Raw genomic sequence first — 17,899 nt, forward strand, 5'->3', positions numbered from 1 at the left:
CTAGTAACGAATGAACCCTTTATATCTTCGCCTTGATAAGGTTGCCGACGCCATTACAAAAGCGCCCGCGCGTGCCAGTGACCTTAGTCAACTTGCCTCCCTCGCGTGTACCTCTGAGTACCATCTTCATCGCGCATTTAACGCAAAGTTTGGTATTAACATTGGCGACTACGCTAGACAGCTTCGGTTGCACGAAAGCGCGTATAAATTAGCGTTTCGGCCACAAAAACGCATATTGGATATTGCGATAGAAGCGGGATTTAGTTCCCATGAAGGCTATGCCAAAGCCTTTAAAAAACATTATCGCCTGACGCCTTCAAGCTTTCGAAAAACACCTAACATTGAAGCGCTACATCTAGGCACGCTCGTCACCTCGCTATTAAACGCAAACGAAAAAGGAACGTCGGTACTTATGAACGCTTCACATAACGTAAATAGCGCTTCTGAAAATCATCAACTCGATGTGTCAGTGGTTCAATTTCCAGCCCTAGAGATTGCGATGATGATGCATGTCGGCCCACCTAGCCGCATTATGAGCACGGTAGGTGAATTTATTACGTGGCGCAGAGAAAACAAGCTTCCTCCATCCACCAACCGCACTTTCAACTTACTGTATGATGACCCTGACAACACCCCACATGAGTTTTACCGGTTTGGTGTGGCGTGCCAAATTTTTGCGCCTATTACTGGGTCAATTCCTGCGCCAAGTAGCCAGCCCGCAAAAACAAGCGATCCTATCGCCACGCAGCAGTCTACAGTTACCAATCACGCTAACGTCATCACCACTACCATACCGGAAGGTTACTGCGCTAAAGTCCGCCATATTGGCACCGATGCAGCGTTAGGGGCGGTGGTGCACGGTTTATATCACCAGTGGTTGCCTGATACACAATTTGAACTAAGAGACTTTCCTATTTTTTTAGAGCGTATTCGCTTTTTCCCCGACGTAGCCGCACATGAAGCCGTTACCGATATATTTCTGCCTATCGAGATTGCTAAGTGATGTGGCCTTTTCCTTTGGCTAGGCTTAATTTGGTTTAGATTAGCTGTCGCACAATGCATTGCGCTGACTTAGCCGTTCGAAGCTCCATCCAAGCGTAATACCACGAGCAAGTAAGAACGCCAGCAATGCATACCACAAGCTTATATTGCCGAGAGACTGAGTAAAAAACCATACGGGGAAATATACTGCGATAGCACTAATAATCATGGTGTCGCGCATAGAAGATGACTTTGTAAGGCCAACAAATACACCGTCGTACAAAAAGCACCAATGTGCCAGCAGTGGCAGAATAACCATTAAAGGAAGGTAGGTTAATGCTGCGCTTACAATATTTTGATGTTCAGTTAGTAAGCTTATTATACCGTGACCGCCAAAATAGAAGATAGCGCTGTAGCCTATTGCAAAAAGCGATGACCAAAATAACCCTTGGTACGTTCTGCGTTTTATTTCTGACGCATTGTTTGCGCCTTTGGCTTCACCCACCAGCGCTTCCACTGCGTAGGCGACCCCATCTAATCCTAGCGCTATTAATACGAAAAACTGCAGCAGAATAGCATTCACTGCCGCCGGCATTTCACCGAACCGCACGCCTTGTATCGTCAAAAACGCTAAGCAGGCTTGTAGCGCTAAATTACGCAATAGCATATCAGTGTTGAGCTTCATCAGTATTTTACGCGCTGCACGGTTGAACCAGCTTGCTTGTGGAGTAATACCTCTCACTTGCTTTAAGGCAACATACATCGCCATAAATGCCATGGAATATTCAGCAATAATACTGGCTAAGGCAACTCCAGCCACCGACATAGACAGCCCGTAAACGAAAGTAATATCTAATCCTGCATTCACGAGGTTGCCGATTATCTGAATAATCATCACCGTGCGCGTTTTTTGCTGGCCCACCAAATAACCGATAAGCGCTAAATTAAGCATAGCCGCTGGCGCGCCCCATACTCTAACCTGATAATACTCCGTCAAATGCACCGCCACTGCATCTGATGGGCTCGCCAATGCCAGTCCTGCTGTGAGTATAGGCGCTTGTAATATGAGCAAACCCAGCCCTAAAATTGAGGCGACAGCAAGGGTCTGCCAAAGCACTTTGGCAGAGGAAAGTGTTGCATCTTTATGCCCTCTTGCCTGTGCGCTTAAGCCTGTTGAAGACATGCGCAGAAAACCACACACCCAGTAAATTTGGGTAAGAATAAGCGCCCCAACTGCCGCACCGGCTAACATGGCGGGCGCCGACATATGCCCTAAAACAGCCGTATCCACCAAACCTAGTAAAGGAGTGGTAATATTGGCCAAAATCATGGGCAGCGCTAAAGTGAGTAAGCGTGTATGATCGTGCCAAAACGACTCAGATTGGTGTAGAGATTGCTTATGTTTATGCTCTTGCACTCGCTTTTGCATTAATTATAGTCTCTGCATTAGTAGAACGCCGTGCTGACACGAAGTACAAAGCACTGCTATTAAATCAACTTCAACTCGGAGAAAACATGAAGTTTATCATGCCTTTCAATATCATTTCGTGGATTAAATGTGACGCTATATTGGCGCAAATGAAAGGCAACCGACCACACTGGTTAGCACTTTTCTCTCTTGTTTGTTTTTCTGGCTATAGTCTGGCTGCTACTGATAACACTACGCAGCCAACCCGTGAAATTCTCACTCAAAACGGTGTTATTTTGCTGTATCATCATGTGTCTAACCACACGCCGAAAAGCACCAGTATATCGCCAGATATGTTTAAACAACATATGGTGTATTTAAAGCAACATCACACAGTTTTGCCTTTAGCAAAAGTCGTTGATGCTATCCAAAGTAAAACACCTCTGCCTGCCAACACTGTGGTGATAACCTTTGACGACGGGTACGAAAACATCCTCAAAAATGCCCACCCGATTATGGTTGATATGGGCTTCCCGTATACAATATTTATCAACCCGGGGGAAATTGGTACCAATAGAAGCCAACTCACGTGGGCACAAGTTGAGGCAATGCATAACGACGGCGTTACTTTCGCTAACCATACACTTGACCACTTGCATATGCTGGATGGCAGAGTTTCTTCCAACGGCGCTGATAGCGGAACTAATGACGAAGCATGGCTTAATAAGGTATGGCAGAATGTTGCTGAAGCCGAGGCTATTATTGATAGCAAAATTGGCGAATCACTTAAATATCTGGCCTATCCCTTTGGTGAGTTCAATCAAAAGCTAGCAGATAAGCTGGCGCAAGAGGGCTACATTGCGTTCGGACAGCACTCAGGCGCTGTAGGCCCTCACAGTAATTTTCAAGCATTACCTCGCTTTCCTGCAGCTGGCCCTTATGCCAACTTAACCACACTAAAAACTAAGCTAAACAGTATTGCTATGCCGGTCTTATCGACCAGCTTTGAGGGTGAGCATATCCCAGAGGTAAATCGAGATACGGTGCAAGGTTCTAGTGACGAATCGAGAGTCCCCCCTATAACGCTAACGATTAAGGGCGATGATGTCCGCTTAAGCCAAGTAAATTGCTTCTTTTCAGGCTCTGTGGTTGAAACCAACGTTGAAGGCAATGCGGTTACCTTCAGTATTACTCAAGCACTTCCTGTAGGCCGTTCGCGAGTAAATTGTACCGCTCCGAGTAACTCTCAATCAGGAAGGTATTATTGGTATTCTCAGCCATTTTTTGTTGCAGATAAGAACGGGAATTACCCAGATTAGTTAAGCTGAAAGTGCATGAACAAAACGCACGAAGGTGCCGTTCACTGATTGCTCTTTAAAATTAACGTTTTGATAAAACCGAATGGCAGCAATATTACTAATTTGCACGTCTAGCACCAATGCCTGCTTTTTAAGTTCTATGGCGTAATCACGCATATGGGCAATCATAGCCCTGCCGATTCCGCCGCGCCGAGCAATGCTATCTACCGCCACGTGACCTAGCATAAGCTCTGTTGTACTTGGCGGCGTTAAGCCTACAGCAACCGCTTGATTACGCATTAGCACTGCCATTGCATCATCGAGATTGTAGAAGGTGGTAATACTGTCTAACGAAGCACGGTCAAATACTGGCCCCAACTTGGTATGCCACGCCGTAATGACACCTACAACAACGTCATCGACTACCGCAACCCAGTGATTATTGCAGCCATATTGCCCATACTTACCTTTCCATGCATGGGTTAAAAAATCGAGAGTATGACTTGTATCGCCATTGCCAAAAACGGAAACCAATAGATCTTCAGCGGCACTTAATAATAAGGGAACCGCTTGGTCAGCATCAGACACAAGACCTTGTCGGATTTTTATATCCATGCCTACCATACCTACCTATAGTGCCGAGTTTGAACTAAATGATGATGTAATCGCTGGCATATCATTGAGAATTTGCTGTGCGTCACTAATCGACAACTTGCCAGGCTCACGTTTTGGTTTAAAACGCCCTATCACCTGTGCTTTAGGATTAATAAGCACTACCGACGCACTATGATCGACAAGATAATTAGGATTATCTGTACTTTCTGCAATCGCGTACATCATGCCCAAGTTTCGAGCGAAGGGAAACAAGGCTTTATGCTCACCGGTCGCGGCAATAAAGTTGGGGTTAAAGTAGCTAATGTATTCGTCGAGCCGAGCTATTGAGTCACGGTTAGGATCAATAGAAATAAACACGACTTTAATAGGAAATTCAGACTCAATAGCCTGCATTTGTGGGTAAATGCTGTTCAATTCGGCCATCGTAGTCGGGCAAATATCAGGGCAAAACGTATAACCAAGAAACAACAAGCTCCACTGATTTTCTAGCGAAGCTTGGTTAAATTCATTTCCTTTGCTGTCAGTCAGCGAAAAAGGCGCAATGGCGCGAGGCTCAGGGTAAGCTTGAAAATATTCGGGAGAACTGCCATTAGACTGCCCCGTTGGCGACAAATAAATTGCCCCAAACACACCAGTCAATAATGCTAATAATGCAACAACGCCTACAAAAATCCGTCGGTTCATAAACTCAGTGGTACGTAGTGATCGAATAACAATACTACAAACAATACCATGAGATGAACAATTGAGAACTTAAAAGTTTTCATCGCGGTTTGGCTAGTGGCCGCAAATTTCAGTTTTACCGCGTAATACATAAAACCAACGTTAAGAAGTGACGAGCCAACAAGGTAAATTAAATCACTCATGCCCACCAAGTAAGGCAATAGGCACACCAAGCTAAGCAACACGGTATAAAGTAGCACCGAGGTTTTAGTAAATTCTATTCCATGGGTAACCGGCAGCATGGGCACTTTCGCTTTCGCATAATCTTTTTCGCGATGAATCGCCAACGCCCAAAAATGCGGGGGAGTCCACGTAAATACAATGAGTACTAACAACAACGCATGCGCATGAATTTCCCCGGTGACAGCAGTCCAGCCGAGAAGCGGTGGTGCAGCACCTGCGATACCACCAATCACAATATTTTGCGGCGTAGCCCGTTTTAAAAACATGGTATACACCACGGCATAGCCCACCAAGCTAGCAAGGGTAAGCCAAGCGGTAAGCATGTTCACCCATATGCTCAATACAACAAAGCCCATAACGCCAAGGGCCGCTGCAAACCAAGATGCTTTGGCGATACTCACTTTGCCTTTAGCCACAGGCCGATTGAAAGTACGTGCCATTTGGCTATCGATTTTATGGTCGACCACATGATTAATCACTGCGGCCGATGCCGACAACATACCAATACCCAGTAATCCACACACCAACGCGGTTGCGTCTACCCAGCCCGGCGAGGCTAAGCACATCCCCACTAACGCCGTGAGTAAAAGTAGCATCACCACATTAGGTTTTGTCATTTCGTAATAGTCGCGCCAGCTGATCTTTGCGTGCGAGCGGCTCTTTACTTGCGGGCTTGGCGACTGCTTACCTGCAACAGCGTTATTCAAAGGGATAGATTTAGCCATGATGACCTCCAGTAGAGTAGGAGAAAGAAGAGGTTGAAGGAGCAACTGACCACGTCAGCCATATCAATGTGAGTAACAGCATGGCGGCAACCGCATTGTGCGATACCGCGATAAACAAAGGTAAACTAAACAAAACGTTACTTAGACCAAGCGCCACTTGTACGCATAACACCCCAAGCATGAGTACACACCCTTTTTTCACCGCCGGTGACAACTTACTGCTTCGTAACCACATGAAAGCTAATACCGTAAGGTAAATAAAGGTAATTACAGCGCCGAACCGATGCACGATATGCATGGTGGCTCGCTCACCGTAATTGTGTGCGCCAAACTCATAGTTTTGTGCTTCGGGCACACTGTACGCGCCTTGAAAATCTAACCGCTGCTGCCAGCCCGGCTCACAAATAGGCATATCGGTACAGGCGAGGGCAGCGTAGTTGGCTGATGTCCAGCCGCCTAAGGCTATTTGCCCTACTAAAATCGCCATACCTAAAAATGCCATTGCAGTCAGCTTGTTGTTCTTATTCGGGTATTGGGCCCCCTCGCGTAACGGTAGCGCCGTATTGCTTTTAGGTTGTTGCACGCTAACTGAGCTGTGTTTTCTAAGGCGTAAATAAAGTAAAAATAAACAACTTAGTACCGTAAAGCCTCCTAACAAATGCCCCATAACCACCACAGGCAATAAATTAAGGGTGACGGTCCACATGCCAAGCGCCGCTTGAAAAGTTACAAGACCGAGCAGCAACAAAGGCAGCTTAACGGGTGTGCCTTTATGGCGCTGCCTTACCGCGATAATGGCAATCGCCAAAATACATAGCCCTAACGCCCCTGCAAAATAGCGGTGAATCATTTCGTTCCATGCCTTATGCGCTTCTACTGGGCGCTCCGGAAACGCTGTATTGGCCGCAGCAACTTTCTCATCACTTAACGGCACGGTAAGGTTACCGTAGCATCCCGGCCAATCAGGGCAACCAAGGCCAGCGTCGGTAAGGCGAGTATAGGCCCCTAAAATGATGACTACTGCGGCAAGAAAAAGGCTAAACAGCACCAGTTTTTTCATAGCACCTCCTACCCAATTCGAGACAGTTTCAGAAGCTTTTTAATGTCAGCCAGCATGCTTCGGCTTTCCATTACAGCAGTGCTTCTGTCACTGTCTATTTGGTAATACAACATGGCGTTATTTAAGGTATCGACGATATACACACTTTGCTGTTTAAGGTTGGTGATAGGCGCATCGCTGACGCTCAAGGTATGCACGTTGGCGTACTCAGATAGTTGCTCTAGTGCTGTTACATCACTTTTTCCAGTGAACAAAACTAACGCTTGTGCCCTGTCAGACTCTTTGCCTAAGGCCAGCCACACTTGGTTAATGCTAAACAATGCATTTTCACAAATGGCATCACAATTTTCGGGCAAGACATACAAAAAGCGCCATTTTGGCTCTGTGCCTTCTAAAAGCGATGAAACATCAATGGTAGGCTGCAGCAACGCACCTTTATTGGTAGCACCTTGGTTGAACCAGTCATTTTCTAACGCAAGCTTAGCTAAAATAACGGGTAGCACGAACACGGCGACCATAATAATTAAGGTTTTCTTCGAGGCCGGATTACTCATATTGACGTCCTTTTTTCATAATTGCGAAACCGCCAATCAAGGCGGCTGCGATAGCAAGACCAAACCATTGAATGGCATAACCCAAGTGCTTTTCAGGCGGCATAACAACACGGTTATAACGCCTAACAAAAAGGTCATTCTTTGCCGTAAGTACTACGACATAGGGTAATAAGTTAAGTGATAGCAATTCACTGGCGGTACTGATTGAAATTTGCTGAATACGTGCCGGAAAGCGTGATGCTGATGTAAGCGTTTCTTTTACTAACGGGTTATGACTGGGCTGACTCACCACCCCTTCAAATTGTTGTGAGTGGTGGCTAATTTTCACAGCTGGTAGCGAGCGCGATAAATCTGGTGCAGGCAACCAACCATAGTTAACCAAAACCCACCCTGCGTTGGTTTGCACTGGCGCCAGTACGTCGTAACCTACTCGTTGTTCATGTATTTGGTTATCGAGCAATAACACCTTGTCGCCGTTTGGCGTACCTTCAAAAGAAACGGTTCGATCTTCGGGCGCTTTCATTGAAAAGGCATCGATGAGCGACAAGCTTTCTTTCCCCTGTTTTTCGGTTATGCTAGCGATGCGTTGTTGCTTTTGTGCCATTCGGTCTAGTTGCCAGAACCCCAAGCCACACATCGCCATTACAGATAAACTCGTAATGACGATAGCGATTAATTTGGATGCTCTCACCTGATTCATTTGGCTAACCTGCACACTACTATTGAGGTTTATATGTTGGTAAAAATAATCTTGGTTGCGTTGGTACTTTTCATGATCGTTAACCTTTTTATGGCCATGCGTGTCATGATGAAAAACGATCCCAAAGACGGTCCTATGAGCAAATACATCGGTCGCAGGGTGCTCACTTCTGCCATCATTGTGATTTTAATTTTAGTGGCAATTGGCACCGGTTTAATTACGCCAAACCCTCGACCATACTAGGCTTGGAGGCGCTTTTATCTGCTTTTATAAAACGTAAACAAAGATATAAAGCATGACCCACACCACATCAACGAAGTGCCAATACCAACTCCCAGCTTGAAAAGCAAAGTGGTTGTGCGGTGTAAAATGTCCTTTTAGCACTCTAAAAAACATGACAATAAGAATGATGGTGCCAAGGGTAACGTGCATACCGTGAAAGCCCGTCAGCATGAAAAAGGTATTGCCGTAAATGCCTGACTGTAGCGTTAGTCCCAAGTCACGGTAGGCGTGAACATACTCTTCCACCTGTAAGAATAAAAACCCAATTCCCAACAAGATAGTGATGCCTAACATGACGGTGAGTTGCTTGCGTTTGTTCTGCTCCAAACCTACATGGGCAAAATGCAATGTAATTGACGATATAAGTAAAATAACTGTATTAATAGTGGGTAAACCAACGGCACTCATTTCTTGTGTAGTGATGCCCCCAGGGGTAGATACTAGCGGCCACATGGCTTCAAATGTGGGCCATAGCACTTCGTTAGTCATCGCATTATTCGATGCACCGCCTAACCAAGGCACTGAAATGAATCGGGCGTAATAGAGTGCCCCGAAGAAGGCTGCAAAGAACATAACTTCAGAGAAGATAAACCAACTCATGCCCTGTCGGTATGAACGTCCTAATTGGTCGCTGTATAGCCCTGACATAGACTCATCAATTTGGTTTTTGAACCATCCGACCAGCATCACCATTAGCACTACAATCCCTGCTAGGAGTATGTGCCCGCCATAGCCGGACTCTCCTTTAGTGGCTTCAATCACGAAGTTGCCCGCGCCAACGGCAATTAAAAATAACGCCACCGCACCTACAATAGGCCACGGGCTTTGTGCTGGTACATAATACTTCTGATATTCGGGGTACTTCTGATATTCTTGCTGCATTACTCTCTCCTTATCCCAATACCTGTTATTTACCACTTTCAGGTTGAGGGACCATGTAGGGATTCGGTTTTGTTTTCATGTCACTCGCTCGCGCGGTCACATCAAACAGGGTGTATTGCACAGTAAAATAACTAATATCTTCTGGAAGCTGTGGGTCGACATAAAACTGCATCGGCATATAAGCCTCGGCACCAGCGCTTAAAGGCTGCTGGTTAAAGCAAAAGCATTCCGTTTTATTTAAATATAGCGCTGCCATACCCGGCGACACCGATGGAATAGCTTGCGCCATCATATTGTTAGATGCCGGATTTCTTACGTAAAACGACACCGTATTAAGCTCCCCTGGATGCACTTTCATACGGCTAGTTTGCGCACGAAATTCCCACGGCATACCGGTATTCGTTCGGGTGATAAATTCCACCGTTATCTCACGGCTTTCATCTATTTCGACAGACTCATATACCGCTGCGGTATTTTCGGTTTTTCCATTAATACCGGTAACATCGCAAAATACGTCGTAAAGCGGCACTAAGGCGAACCCAAAACCAAACATGCCAAACACTATAACGACGAGTTTTATCACCATTTTGTTGTTTGCATTTGCTTGTGTCATGGTTACCTCCCGTGCCTACTTTTTGTGCTGATACATCACCACAATTTAGCGACTACATTACCTGCTTTGCCTTCATTACCTGTGCTGCTTGTCTTATTTCCTACTTAACAACGGGCGGCGTTTCAAAGGTGTGATAGGGCGCAGGAGAGGGAATTTCCCACTCTAGTCCCTCAGCACCTTCCCACACTTGAGCGGATACTGGCTCACCTTGCTTCTTACAGGCCTTAATTAACAATGCTAAGAAGATGAGCTGTGACAGCCCAAAGGCAAAGCCGCCAAGACTTATCCACTTATTAAAGTCGGCAAACTGTAAGGCGTAGTCAGGAATACGACGTGGCATACCCGCCAGCCCCACAAAGTGCATAGGGAAGAACAACACATTTACCGACACTAGTGAGCACCAGAAATGCCATTTTGCTAGCCCCGTGTCGTACATTTTGCCTGTCCATTTTGGTAACCAGTAATACACCGCAGCCATAATCGAGAAGATGGCGCCAGTGACCAGTACGTAATGGAAATGTGCGACCACGAAATAGGTATCGTGGTATTGGAAGTCCACCGGCACGATAGCCAGCATTAATCCTGACAAGCCGCCGATGGTAAACAATACGATAAACGCAATGGCAAACATCATGGGCATTTCAAAGGTTAGAGAGCCCCGCCACATAGTCGCCACCCAGTTGAAGACCTTCACGCCTGTAGGCACCGAGATAAGCATAGTGGCAAACATGAAGAACATTTCCATATACACCGGCATGCCGGTGGTAAACATATGGTGAGCCCACACAACAAAAGAAAGCAGCGCAATAGAGCCGGTGGCGTACACCATTGATGCGTAGCCAAACAGCTTCTTACGGGAAAACGTAGGGACAATTTGAGAGATAATACCAAAGGCTGGCAATATCATGATGTACACCTCAGGATGCCCAAAGAACCAGAAGATATGCTGGAACATAACGGGGTCACCGCCACCTGCCGCATCAAAGAAGCTGGTGCCGAAGAACTTATCCGTCAGCACCATGGTAACCGCTCCGGCCAACACCGGCATTACTGCAATAAGCAAGAAAGCAGTAATAAGCCAAGTCCATACGAATAAGGGCATTTTCATCCATGTCATGCCAGGAGCTCGCATGTTGAATATGGTCACGATGACGTTAATGGCGCCCATAATGGAGGAAATACCCATGATATGTACCGAGAACACGAACAATGCGGTTGAGTCACCACTATAGGTGGTAGAAAGTGGCGCATAGAAGGTCCAACCAAATGCAGGGCCGCCGCCTTCTAAAAATAGCGAGCTAAGTAGAATAAGAAAGGCGCCAGGTAATATCCAAAAACTCCAGTTATTCATTCGCGGCAGAGCCATGTCTGGTGCACCTATCATCATAGGAATTAGCCAATTGGCAAGCCCTGTAAAGGCTGGCATTACCGCACCAAATACCATGATAAGACCGTGCACAGTCGTCATTTGATTAAAGAAGTTTGGCTCAACAATCTGTAATCCAGGCTGAAATAGCTCAGCACGGATCACCATGGCCATGGCACCACCAATCAAAAACATAATAAAGGCGAACCATAGATACAAAGTGCCTATATCTTTATGGTTAGTGGTAAACAACCATCGGGTTATTCCTTTTGGAATATGGCTATGATGGTCATGATCTTCGTGATGCGCCGAGGTATCCGGCGCAATGACATCAGTTGCTTTACTCATTACGCACTCCTAGTTCCCATTAACAACGGCGTTAACATCTTTGGCCTGCACCATATCACCCGTGTTATTGCCCCACGCATTTCGTTCGTAGGTCACCACAGCCGCAATGTCTTTCAGGCTTAACATTTTTCCAAACGCCTGCATGGCCGTACCGGTTTTACCGTTCAACACAATATCAATATGTGCAGTTTGGTCTTCAAGTACCATCTCACTGCCTTTAAGCGCAGGGAAAACGCCGGGTAAACCTTCGCCGTTAGGCATATGACAAGCCGCACAAGTGGCGTTGTAAACCCGCTTGCCTTCATCCATAAGTTCATCCATCGACATATTCATCGACAGTAAACGCTGCTCTTCTTCTTTCGCTTGGCGAGCGGCTTCTTCTTGTTCGTTTATCCAAGCATCAAATTCAGCAGGCTCTTTAGCAATGACCACAACCGGCATAAAGCCATGATCTTTGCCGCATAGCTCGGCACACTGTCCACGATAAACACCAGGCTCATTTACCTTTGCCCAAGACTCGTTAATAAACCCAGGGTTAGCATCTTTTTTCACTGCAAAGTCCGGTACCCACCACGAGTGAATAACGTCATCAGAAGTAATAAGAAAGCGCACTTTTTGCCCTGTGGGGATGACCAACGGACGGTCGACCTCCAACAGATAGTTCGTGCCTTTTTCGAATTTGTTTTCAATTTGCTCTCGCTGCGTCGCCATTAACGAATAGAACTCAACGTCCCTGTCCATATACCGGTAGTGCCACTTCCACTGGGAACCAGTAACGACAACGGTAAGATCGGGTTCGCTGGTATCTTCCATCGCTATAAGGGTTTTAGCGGCAGGAATAGCCATAAGAATAAGAACGATGAAAGGCACGACCGTCCATGCAATTTCCACTTTTACATTTTCATGGAAGTGAGCGGGCTTAGCGCCTCTGGATTTACGGTGCAAGTACATGGAGGCAAACATAACCCCGAAAACTGCAACAGCAATTGCGATACAGATAAAGAACATCAACATATGCAGGTCGTAAACTTGACCACTTATGTCTGTTGCGCCTCGGCGCAAATTTATGGAAGAGCCTTCGCCCGTTGCTGCATCAGCAAACAGTAGTGGCGAGGTAAGCAAAAGTGGAAGCCCGTAAAGCCACTTTGTCACTTGTGTCGCCGCTTGTGTCGTTACTCGTTTCACTCAACACCTCCGTTATAACAGAAGCATTGACGCACTGGTTGCGCTGCGCTTCTGGCAACTGATACCCGAAATCCAACTTTTAACTTAACTATCTAGCCTTAGTTGTAAACCAAAGTTGCAGCTATTGTTATTATTTTGTTAAATACAGTATAAGAATTGCTCAATAAAACGCACAAGTCTAGTCTTTTCTGAGAAAAAACAATTGCAGCGTTGAATTTTTAATCAAAAGTTGTATGTAAGAGAAATGACACATACAACAGCGTATGGATGCTGTAGCGATAATTAGTGAGCTTGTTTGAAACGCTCATTTTGAACGAGATAGGCAAATAGAAGCTGCCAATAAGTTTCTTATAATCAAAAGCTAGTTGCGTAATTTTGATTATTTTTCAAACAAAATAGGTGACAAAAATAGCGCTAGCTAGCACTGAAAAAGGTGACATAAATAGAAGAAAATATGTGGGAGCGGTATCTGGTGGCTTTTAAGAGATTTCTTAGGCTTAAATACGATTATGGTGTAAGCAAGGTATGGTAAACATACAAAAAAGCGGCCTATAAGCCGCTTTCTTTACTAAATAGCTAAAAGGTTACATCCAGTCAGCATTTCGAATAACACCAACGGCAATCCCTTCAATGGAGAAAGGCTCTGACGCTAAGTCGACTTTAATAGGTGAAAATTCATCATTTTCAGCGTGAAGTAATACTTCGCGGCCACGCTTTTCAAGGCGTTTAACAGTAACGTCTTCATCGACACGTGCCACTACCACCTGCCCATTATGGACATCCGTAGTACGATGCACGGCTAGCAAGTCACCATCAAGTATACCAATGTCTTTCATACTCATACCGCTTACACGAAGTAAGAAGTCAGCGTGAGGCTGAAACAGGGCAGGGTCGACCTTATAATGAGACTCTATATGCTCTTGCGCTAGAATCGGCTCGCCCGCAGCCACTCGGCCAATAAGAGGAAGCCCTTCTTCTTCAGGGGTTTCATCTTCAAGAGGAATATTCAACTTAATACCACGAGAAGTGCCTGGAAGGATTTCGATGACGCCTTTACGGGCCAACGCTTTTAAATGTTCTTCAGCGGCATTTGCAGAACGAAAACCTAAATGACGGGCAATTTCTGCACGGGTAGGCGGCATGCCAGTTTCGAGCATCGTTGTTTTTATAAGCTCGAGAACTTCTGTTTGTCTTGCTGTGAGTGGGCGCATAAAAGACCTGTCTGTCTATACAGTTCCTGTAAGTATATACACCTAAAAGGAAATGACAAGCATTGGATGCTATTTACATGCTTCGAACACTTGCCATAAAAAAAGAGCCCTACCTTAGTAGAGCTCTCTGCAAACATCTACTAATGCACCCATATAGCGCTAGAATAGGTAGACGTTTGTATTTCAAGGTTCCCTGAATCAGCTTTGCGCACTTTCAAATTTCCGTAATCTTGACCTTGCCGACTTGCAAACGCAGGACCGCGCCACCTTACAAAGCCATCGGTTCCAAAGCTAACAAGATGGCTATAAATGTTAAGTGAGAAATCGGCTGTATTATGGCTAACGCCAATAAGATTCTGGTTTTGTTCAGTAGTTACGTCAGCTTGAATATTCGTTATATCTGCAGGTATGCTCGCACGCAAGCTCTCGGTAAGCGCCTCACCAGAAAAGTCATAAACAATCAGCTCATCATCATAATTCGTACACGCTAATTCCGGCTGCTCATCTGAGTCTGCATTAATAGTAATTAGCTGATCGCATATACCGTCCACCGACGCGGCTTGTGATAGTCCTGCATCGGTTATCTTTAATACTTCCATGCCAGACTCGTTAGTTGTCAACGCTACAAATGCACTTCCGTTTGAAATAAAGGGAGCGAGGTGCGTGACATGACCGATATTATAGTTAGCAATAATCAATTGGTTTTGAATATCAAAAATATTCAGTTCAGTCCCAATCATTACTAATGCGTCAGTGAAGCCATCGAAATTCATGTCTAAGGCTTCAATTATGCCAATATTGCTATTACTACTTGAATCATACTGCCAGTGAACCTCACCATTGTGTAGCTGGATAGCGGCGAAGCTTCCATCGTAATAATTGGTTGTCGATGTAAACAAGTCGCCTGCACCATCATTGTTAAAGTCGGTTGCTATAGAGTTAGTGCCTGCGCCCCAGTTCTCTGAAACTGTATCACTTAGTTCTATATTTCCCTCTTTATCCAACATGATATAACGTGACGAGCCATAGCCACTTTCAGTTGAAGAAATAAAGAATATTGCACGCTCATCATTGTCGATGACATTTGCCCAACCAGCTGACGAAAAGCTATCTAACTGTACTTCCGCAGTATTTTCTTTGATAGTAATTGTGCTGCCATTCAGTTCTGCGGTGATAAGTTCATCAGCGCCAGTAGTCGAAACACCGGTTCCCCACAACACCTCTGTTGAACCATCATTATCTATATCACCCACTGTAATTGATGTTACACCATGGTCTTGTGAACTCACTCGCCATAGCTCACTCAAATTACCATCGATCATTGTGTAGGCAGTAACGTCTCCCCATTGGCAATCGCCGACAAGGAGGACAGATTGTCCAGACAAAACTGCATCATTGATATCGCATGTGTTGAAGTTATCAAAATTATCCAGCTGCACTTTGGTAATCGCTGAGTACACCTCAATATAACCCCAATAATCAGCACCCACGATTTCACTCACACCATCCCCGTCAAAGTCAGGAACCGCAATATGCGCATCGCCGAAACCATTACTTTTGACCCACTGGTTTTCACCAGTTGCTAAGTCATAAACGAAACCACTATTAGCGACAAGCTCCAGTGCTGAATCATCATCAACATTGGCGACAGCGATTTCTTTTGCATTACCAACATTAAAACTAAATAGCGTAGTTTCTGGTGAATCTAAGGCAATAACATTGGCCGTGGTATCATCGCTATAATTTTCAGCAGCAACGAGGTAAATAAGCTCTTCGATACCATCGCCATCGATATCGGTAAGGATAGCGCTCTTAATTTCCAAATCACTTTCGATCAGACTTTCAGCCATTTTATTTGTGTCGGTAATTACCGATACGCCATATTCTGTCACAACGAGAATATCGTCTTTATCATCGCTATTCACATCGCTAATCAATACCTGACGAAGTAATCCGTCGGTTGGGAGCATATATGGATATAACCACGTTTGCTGATAGCGCCCATTAATCAATGAAAGTGTGAATACATTGGAATTAGAATCTGTAGACACTAGTTCGTTGTTACCGTCCCCGGTTATATCTGCTACATGCATAGCATTATTTTGACTAGGTACTAGCAATCCAGAGCGAGCAAGAGTGATATCTCTGTCTGATAAAACGGCCACATCACGCTCAATATACGTTTGTGGATCTGAACTGTTATCAGAAAAAGTAAATGTAAAATACTGCACTGGAAATAGTTGTTCATTAGGGACTTGCCAGCTAATTACACCATTATCAGATAACGTTACTCCATCGGGTCCAGCTATTAAACCAGCCCCAGTTGAAGACTCTCCAGTATCTGGGTCGTTAATTAGCACACTAAATTCTACATAATCGCCGGCTTGGATTTCGTCGGGCAGATTGTCGATAACAACCTCTGCAGGACTGTCTTGAAGTTCAATCTCTAGTGGCCATGATTCCACAACGTTAACACCGTCTGACACCACGGCTGATACTTGTAACTTATCGCCAAAAACGGCCACATTGGGAGGTAAGGTGGCTTCTGTATAATCGTCTAAAAGCACCTCATTCAAATACCATCGGTAGCTAATAGTCAGTTCTTCGTTAGTATTATCTGGATCATAATATTCGGTTGGTTCGACCATAATAGTTGAGGTTGTGTACACCTCGTCCCACCAAGGGTCTAGCAAATACGGCGTGCCAACATATGGGGGTAGCGAGAGTTCATCTATCGGTAATAGTGTTTTGTCGTTGTTTCCATACAGTAACTCGTAAACGTCATTGTAATAAACACCCATATCGAAGACTTCATCGCCATCAGTATCAACCACAAATTTGACTGGTCCCTGTTCGAAAATAAATGCGGCTTTATTCGCGCCCTCCATTAAAAATGTAGTCTCATACAGATAAGGAGGATATTCGCCATTAACATCTAGTAAAATGCTAACTTTTCCCACATCACCAATATAAATATCACCTTCCATTGAAACAGCATTCGAGTAGTAGCTATAGGTCTCATTCGACGTTGTATCGATTTTGTAGCTTTTGTCGCCTATTCTCGCGGTAATGTAGTTTTCAAAAGTATCGCTATAGCCAGTTTCATAATCGGTTCCAGTATTTTTATAAGATGCGTAACCAGATAACGTCGTAATAACGTCATCATACGCCCACTGGAGATCGCCAAAATACGTTACGAAATGGAAGTTATCTTCACTTAATGACAATATATCAAGCGCTGCACGACCATTTAGGGTCACATCGTCATAATAATATTGGCAATTTGAGTATGTTAGCGAAAGCTTAACTGTTTCATTGCTCTCTATCTTACCAAGATACCTTACCGTTCCTCTTTCACCACACTGGTAGGTAGCATCTACATTTCCGTTAGCATCTATTGCATCAGAAAAGTCTTCTTCCCCTATACTGGGAATGACCAACTGAGATTCACCAAATAATAGGGAATAAGCTTCTTCGGCTATGGAAGGGGTCATTTCTGGGCTTGCGTTGCTACCGGCATAGTCTTCGTTAGCGATAGAAACCGCAGCACTTTGCAACTCACTAGATGTGTAGTTAGATGCGTCCTGAATTTTTTCTATGGAAGTAATAGGTGCTGGCAGCGGAGTTGGCGTGACTGGAGGGTTGGAATCTGAACCACCTCCACCACCGCAGGCAGTAATTGCTAGTAAGCTTGAAGCAAGCACAGAAATACAGACAAGTTTATTCACTTTTTATCGTCCTTGATTTTTATTTTTCGGGGGTAAA

General features: G+C 45.0%; 16 protein-coding genes. 3 read left to right on the forward strand and 13 right to left on the reverse strand.

The genetic code is table 11. The features are described from left to right. Positions 1–10 precede the first annotated feature (10 nt). Entirely contained in the window at positions 11–1,003 is a 993-nt protein-coding gene (locus ALT761_RS19695) for an AraC family transcriptional regulator (RefSeq protein WP_129740460.1), read from the forward strand. Between the two features lie 39 nt (positions 1,004–1,042). Here the strand turns inward: ALT761_RS19695 and ALT761_RS19700 are convergent, their stop codons facing one another. Beyond that, positions 1,043–2,311, reverse strand: coding sequence for an MATE family efflux transporter (locus tag ALT761_RS19700; RefSeq protein WP_232043503.1), 1,269 nt, complete (start codon positions 2,309–2,311; stop codon positions 1,043–1,045). A 23-nt stretch (positions 2,312–2,334) separates the two neighbouring features. Between ALT761_RS19700 and ALT761_RS19705 the strand changes: the two genes are divergently transcribed. Next, positions 2,335–3,708: a polysaccharide deacetylase family protein gene (locus ALT761_RS19705; RefSeq protein WP_129740462.1), complete on the forward strand. Its 1,374-nt coding sequence runs from the start codon at positions 2,335–2,337 to the stop codon at positions 3,706–3,708. Here ALT761_RS19705 and ALT761_RS19710 read toward each other — a convergent pair whose 3' ends face one another. Genes ALT761_RS19710 through ALT761_RS19735 form a run of 6 tightly spaced genes read right to left on the reverse strand, consistent with a single transcriptional unit; the run spans position 3,709 to position 8,247 of the window. Beyond that, on the reverse strand, positions 3,709–4,302 hold the full coding sequence (locus ALT761_RS19710; RefSeq protein ID WP_129740463.1) for a GNAT family N-acetyltransferase: 594 nt from the start codon (positions 4,300–4,302) through the stop codon (positions 3,709–3,711). It lies immediately after the preceding gene. 15 nt (positions 4,303–4,317) lie between these two features. After that, the gene (locus tag ALT761_RS19715; protein ID WP_126872136.1) at positions 4,318–4,986 is read right to left on the reverse strand and encodes an SCO family protein; all 669 of its coding nucleotides are present in this window, start codon (positions 4,984–4,986) and stop codon (positions 4,318–4,320) included. Then, positions 4,983–5,933 carry a heme o synthase gene (gene cyoE, locus ALT761_RS19720; protein WP_126872137.1) on the reverse strand — a complete coding sequence of 317 codons (951 nt, stop codon included), beginning with the start codon at positions 5,931–5,933 and terminating at the stop codon, positions 4,983–4,985. The genes ALT761_RS19715 and cyoE overlap by 4 nt, the downstream gene beginning before the upstream one ends. Next, on the reverse strand, positions 5,926–6,993 hold the full coding sequence (locus tag ALT761_RS19725; protein ID WP_129740464.1) for a COX15/CtaA family protein: 1,068 nt from the start codon (positions 6,991–6,993) through the stop codon (positions 5,926–5,928). The genes cyoE and ALT761_RS19725 overlap by 8 nt, the downstream gene beginning before the upstream one ends. A gap of 8 nt (positions 6,994–7,001) precedes the next feature. Beyond that, positions 7,002–7,547 carry a hypothetical protein gene (locus tag ALT761_RS19730; RefSeq protein ID WP_129740465.1) on the reverse strand — a complete coding sequence of 182 codons (546 nt, stop codon included), beginning with the start codon at positions 7,545–7,547 and terminating at the stop codon, positions 7,002–7,004. Beyond that, positions 7,540–8,247, reverse strand: coding sequence for an SURF1 family protein (locus ALT761_RS19735; RefSeq protein WP_129740466.1), 708 nt, complete (start codon positions 8,245–8,247; stop codon positions 7,540–7,542). Before ALT761_RS19735 ends, ALT761_RS19730 begins: the two co-directional genes overlap by 8 nt. A gap of 33 nt (positions 8,248–8,280) precedes the next feature. On the opposite strand from ALT761_RS19735, the gene ALT761_RS19740 reads away from it, so the two are divergent. Next, on the forward strand, positions 8,281–8,490 hold the full coding sequence (locus ALT761_RS19740; RefSeq protein ID WP_129740467.1) for a DUF2909 domain-containing protein: 210 nt from the start codon (positions 8,281–8,283) through the stop codon (positions 8,488–8,490). Between the two features lie 24 nt (positions 8,491–8,514). Here the strand turns inward: ALT761_RS19740 and ALT761_RS19745 are convergent, their stop codons facing one another. From ALT761_RS19745 to ALT761_RS19770, 6 genes are all read right to left on the reverse strand, one after another. Continuing rightward, a complete protein-coding gene (locus ALT761_RS19745) occupies positions 8,515–9,411 on the reverse strand; it encodes a cytochrome c oxidase subunit 3 (RefSeq protein ID WP_126872141.1) in 897 nt (298 codons plus the stop codon). A gap of 25 nt (positions 9,412–9,436) precedes the next feature. Continuing rightward, positions 9,437–10,024, reverse strand: a complete 588-nt coding sequence (locus ALT761_RS19750; protein ID WP_129740468.1) for a cytochrome c oxidase assembly protein — start codon at positions 10,022–10,024, stop codon at positions 9,437–9,439. Between the two features lie 100 nt (positions 10,025–10,124). Next, positions 10,125–11,738 carry a cytochrome c oxidase subunit I gene (gene ctaD / locus ALT761_RS19755; protein ID WP_129740469.1) on the reverse strand — a complete coding sequence of 538 codons (1,614 nt, stop codon included), beginning with the start codon at positions 11,736–11,738 and terminating at the stop codon, positions 10,125–10,127. Between the two features lie 9 nt (positions 11,739–11,747). After that, complete coding sequence (gene coxB, locus ALT761_RS19760; RefSeq protein ID WP_442858134.1) at positions 11,748–12,923, reverse strand: cytochrome c oxidase subunit II; 1,176 nt, start codon at positions 12,921–12,923, stop codon at positions 11,748–11,750. Between the two features lie 584 nt (positions 12,924–13,507). Then, positions 13,508–14,134 carry a transcriptional repressor LexA gene (gene lexA / locus ALT761_RS19765; protein WP_013786738.1) on the reverse strand — a complete coding sequence of 209 codons (627 nt, stop codon included), beginning with the start codon at positions 14,132–14,134 and terminating at the stop codon, positions 13,508–13,510. 140 nt (positions 14,135–14,274) lie between these two features. After that, positions 14,275–17,862: an FG-GAP repeat domain-containing protein gene (locus ALT761_RS19770; protein ID WP_129740470.1), complete on the reverse strand. Its 3,588-nt coding sequence runs from the start codon at positions 17,860–17,862 to the stop codon at positions 14,275–14,277. Positions 17,863–17,899 lie beyond the last annotated feature (37 nt).

It is taken from the genome of Alteromonas sp. 76-1, from assembly GCF_900654235.1.
Classification (GTDB): Bacteria; Pseudomonadota; Gammaproteobacteria; order Enterobacterales; family Alteromonadaceae; genus Alteromonas; species Alteromonas naphthalenivorans.

What these genes read in the sequence shown, in the direction of transcription:
- ALT761_RS19700 (WP_232043503.1), bottom strand. Translation starts at nt 2,311, where the DNA reads ATGATTTTGGCCAATATTACCACTCCTTTACTAGGTTTGGTGGATACG.
- cyoE (WP_126872137.1), bottom strand. Translation starts at nt 5,933, where the DNA reads ATGGCTAAATCTATCCCTTTGAATAACGCTGTTGCAGGTAAGCAGTCG.
- ALT761_RS19735 (WP_129740466.1), bottom strand. Translation starts at nt 8,247, where the DNA reads ATGAATCAGGTGAGAGCATCCAAATTAATCGCTATCGTCATTACGAGT.
- lexA (WP_013786738.1), bottom strand. Translation starts at nt 14,134, where the DNA reads ATGCGCCCACTCACAGCAAGACAAACAGAAGTTCTCGAGCTTATAAAA.
- ALT761_RS19740 (WP_129740467.1), top strand. Translation starts at nt 8,281, where the DNA reads ATGTTGGTAAAAATAATCTTGGTTGCGTTGGTACTTTTCATGATCGTT.
- ALT761_RS19745 (WP_126872141.1), bottom strand. Translation starts at nt 9,411, where the DNA reads ATGCAGCAAGAATATCAGAAGTACCCCGAATATCAGAAGTATTATGTA.
- ctaD (WP_129740469.1), bottom strand. Translation starts at nt 11,738, where the DNA reads ATGAGTAAAGCAACTGATGTCATTGCGCCGGATACCTCGGCGCATCAC.
- ALT761_RS19730 (WP_129740465.1), bottom strand. Translation starts at nt 7,547, where the DNA reads ATGAGTAATCCGGCCTCGAAGAAAACCTTAATTATTATGGTCGCCGTG.
- ALT761_RS19715 (WP_126872136.1), bottom strand. Translation starts at nt 4,986, where the DNA reads ATGAACCGACGGATTTTTGTAGGCGTTGTTGCATTATTAGCATTATTG.
- ALT761_RS19750 (WP_129740468.1), bottom strand. Translation starts at nt 10,024, where the DNA reads ATGACACAAGCAAATGCAAACAACAAAATGGTGATAAAACTCGTCGTT.
- ALT761_RS19725 (WP_129740464.1), bottom strand. Translation starts at nt 6,993, where the DNA reads ATGAAAAAACTGGTGCTGTTTAGCCTTTTTCTTGCCGCAGTAGTCATC.
- ALT761_RS19695 (WP_129740460.1), top strand. Translation starts at nt 11, where the DNA reads ATGAACCCTTTATATCTTCGCCTTGATAAGGTTGCCGACGCCATTACA.
- ALT761_RS19710 (WP_129740463.1), bottom strand. Translation starts at nt 4,302, where the DNA reads ATGGATATAAAAATCCGACAAGGTCTTGTGTCTGATGCTGACCAAGCG.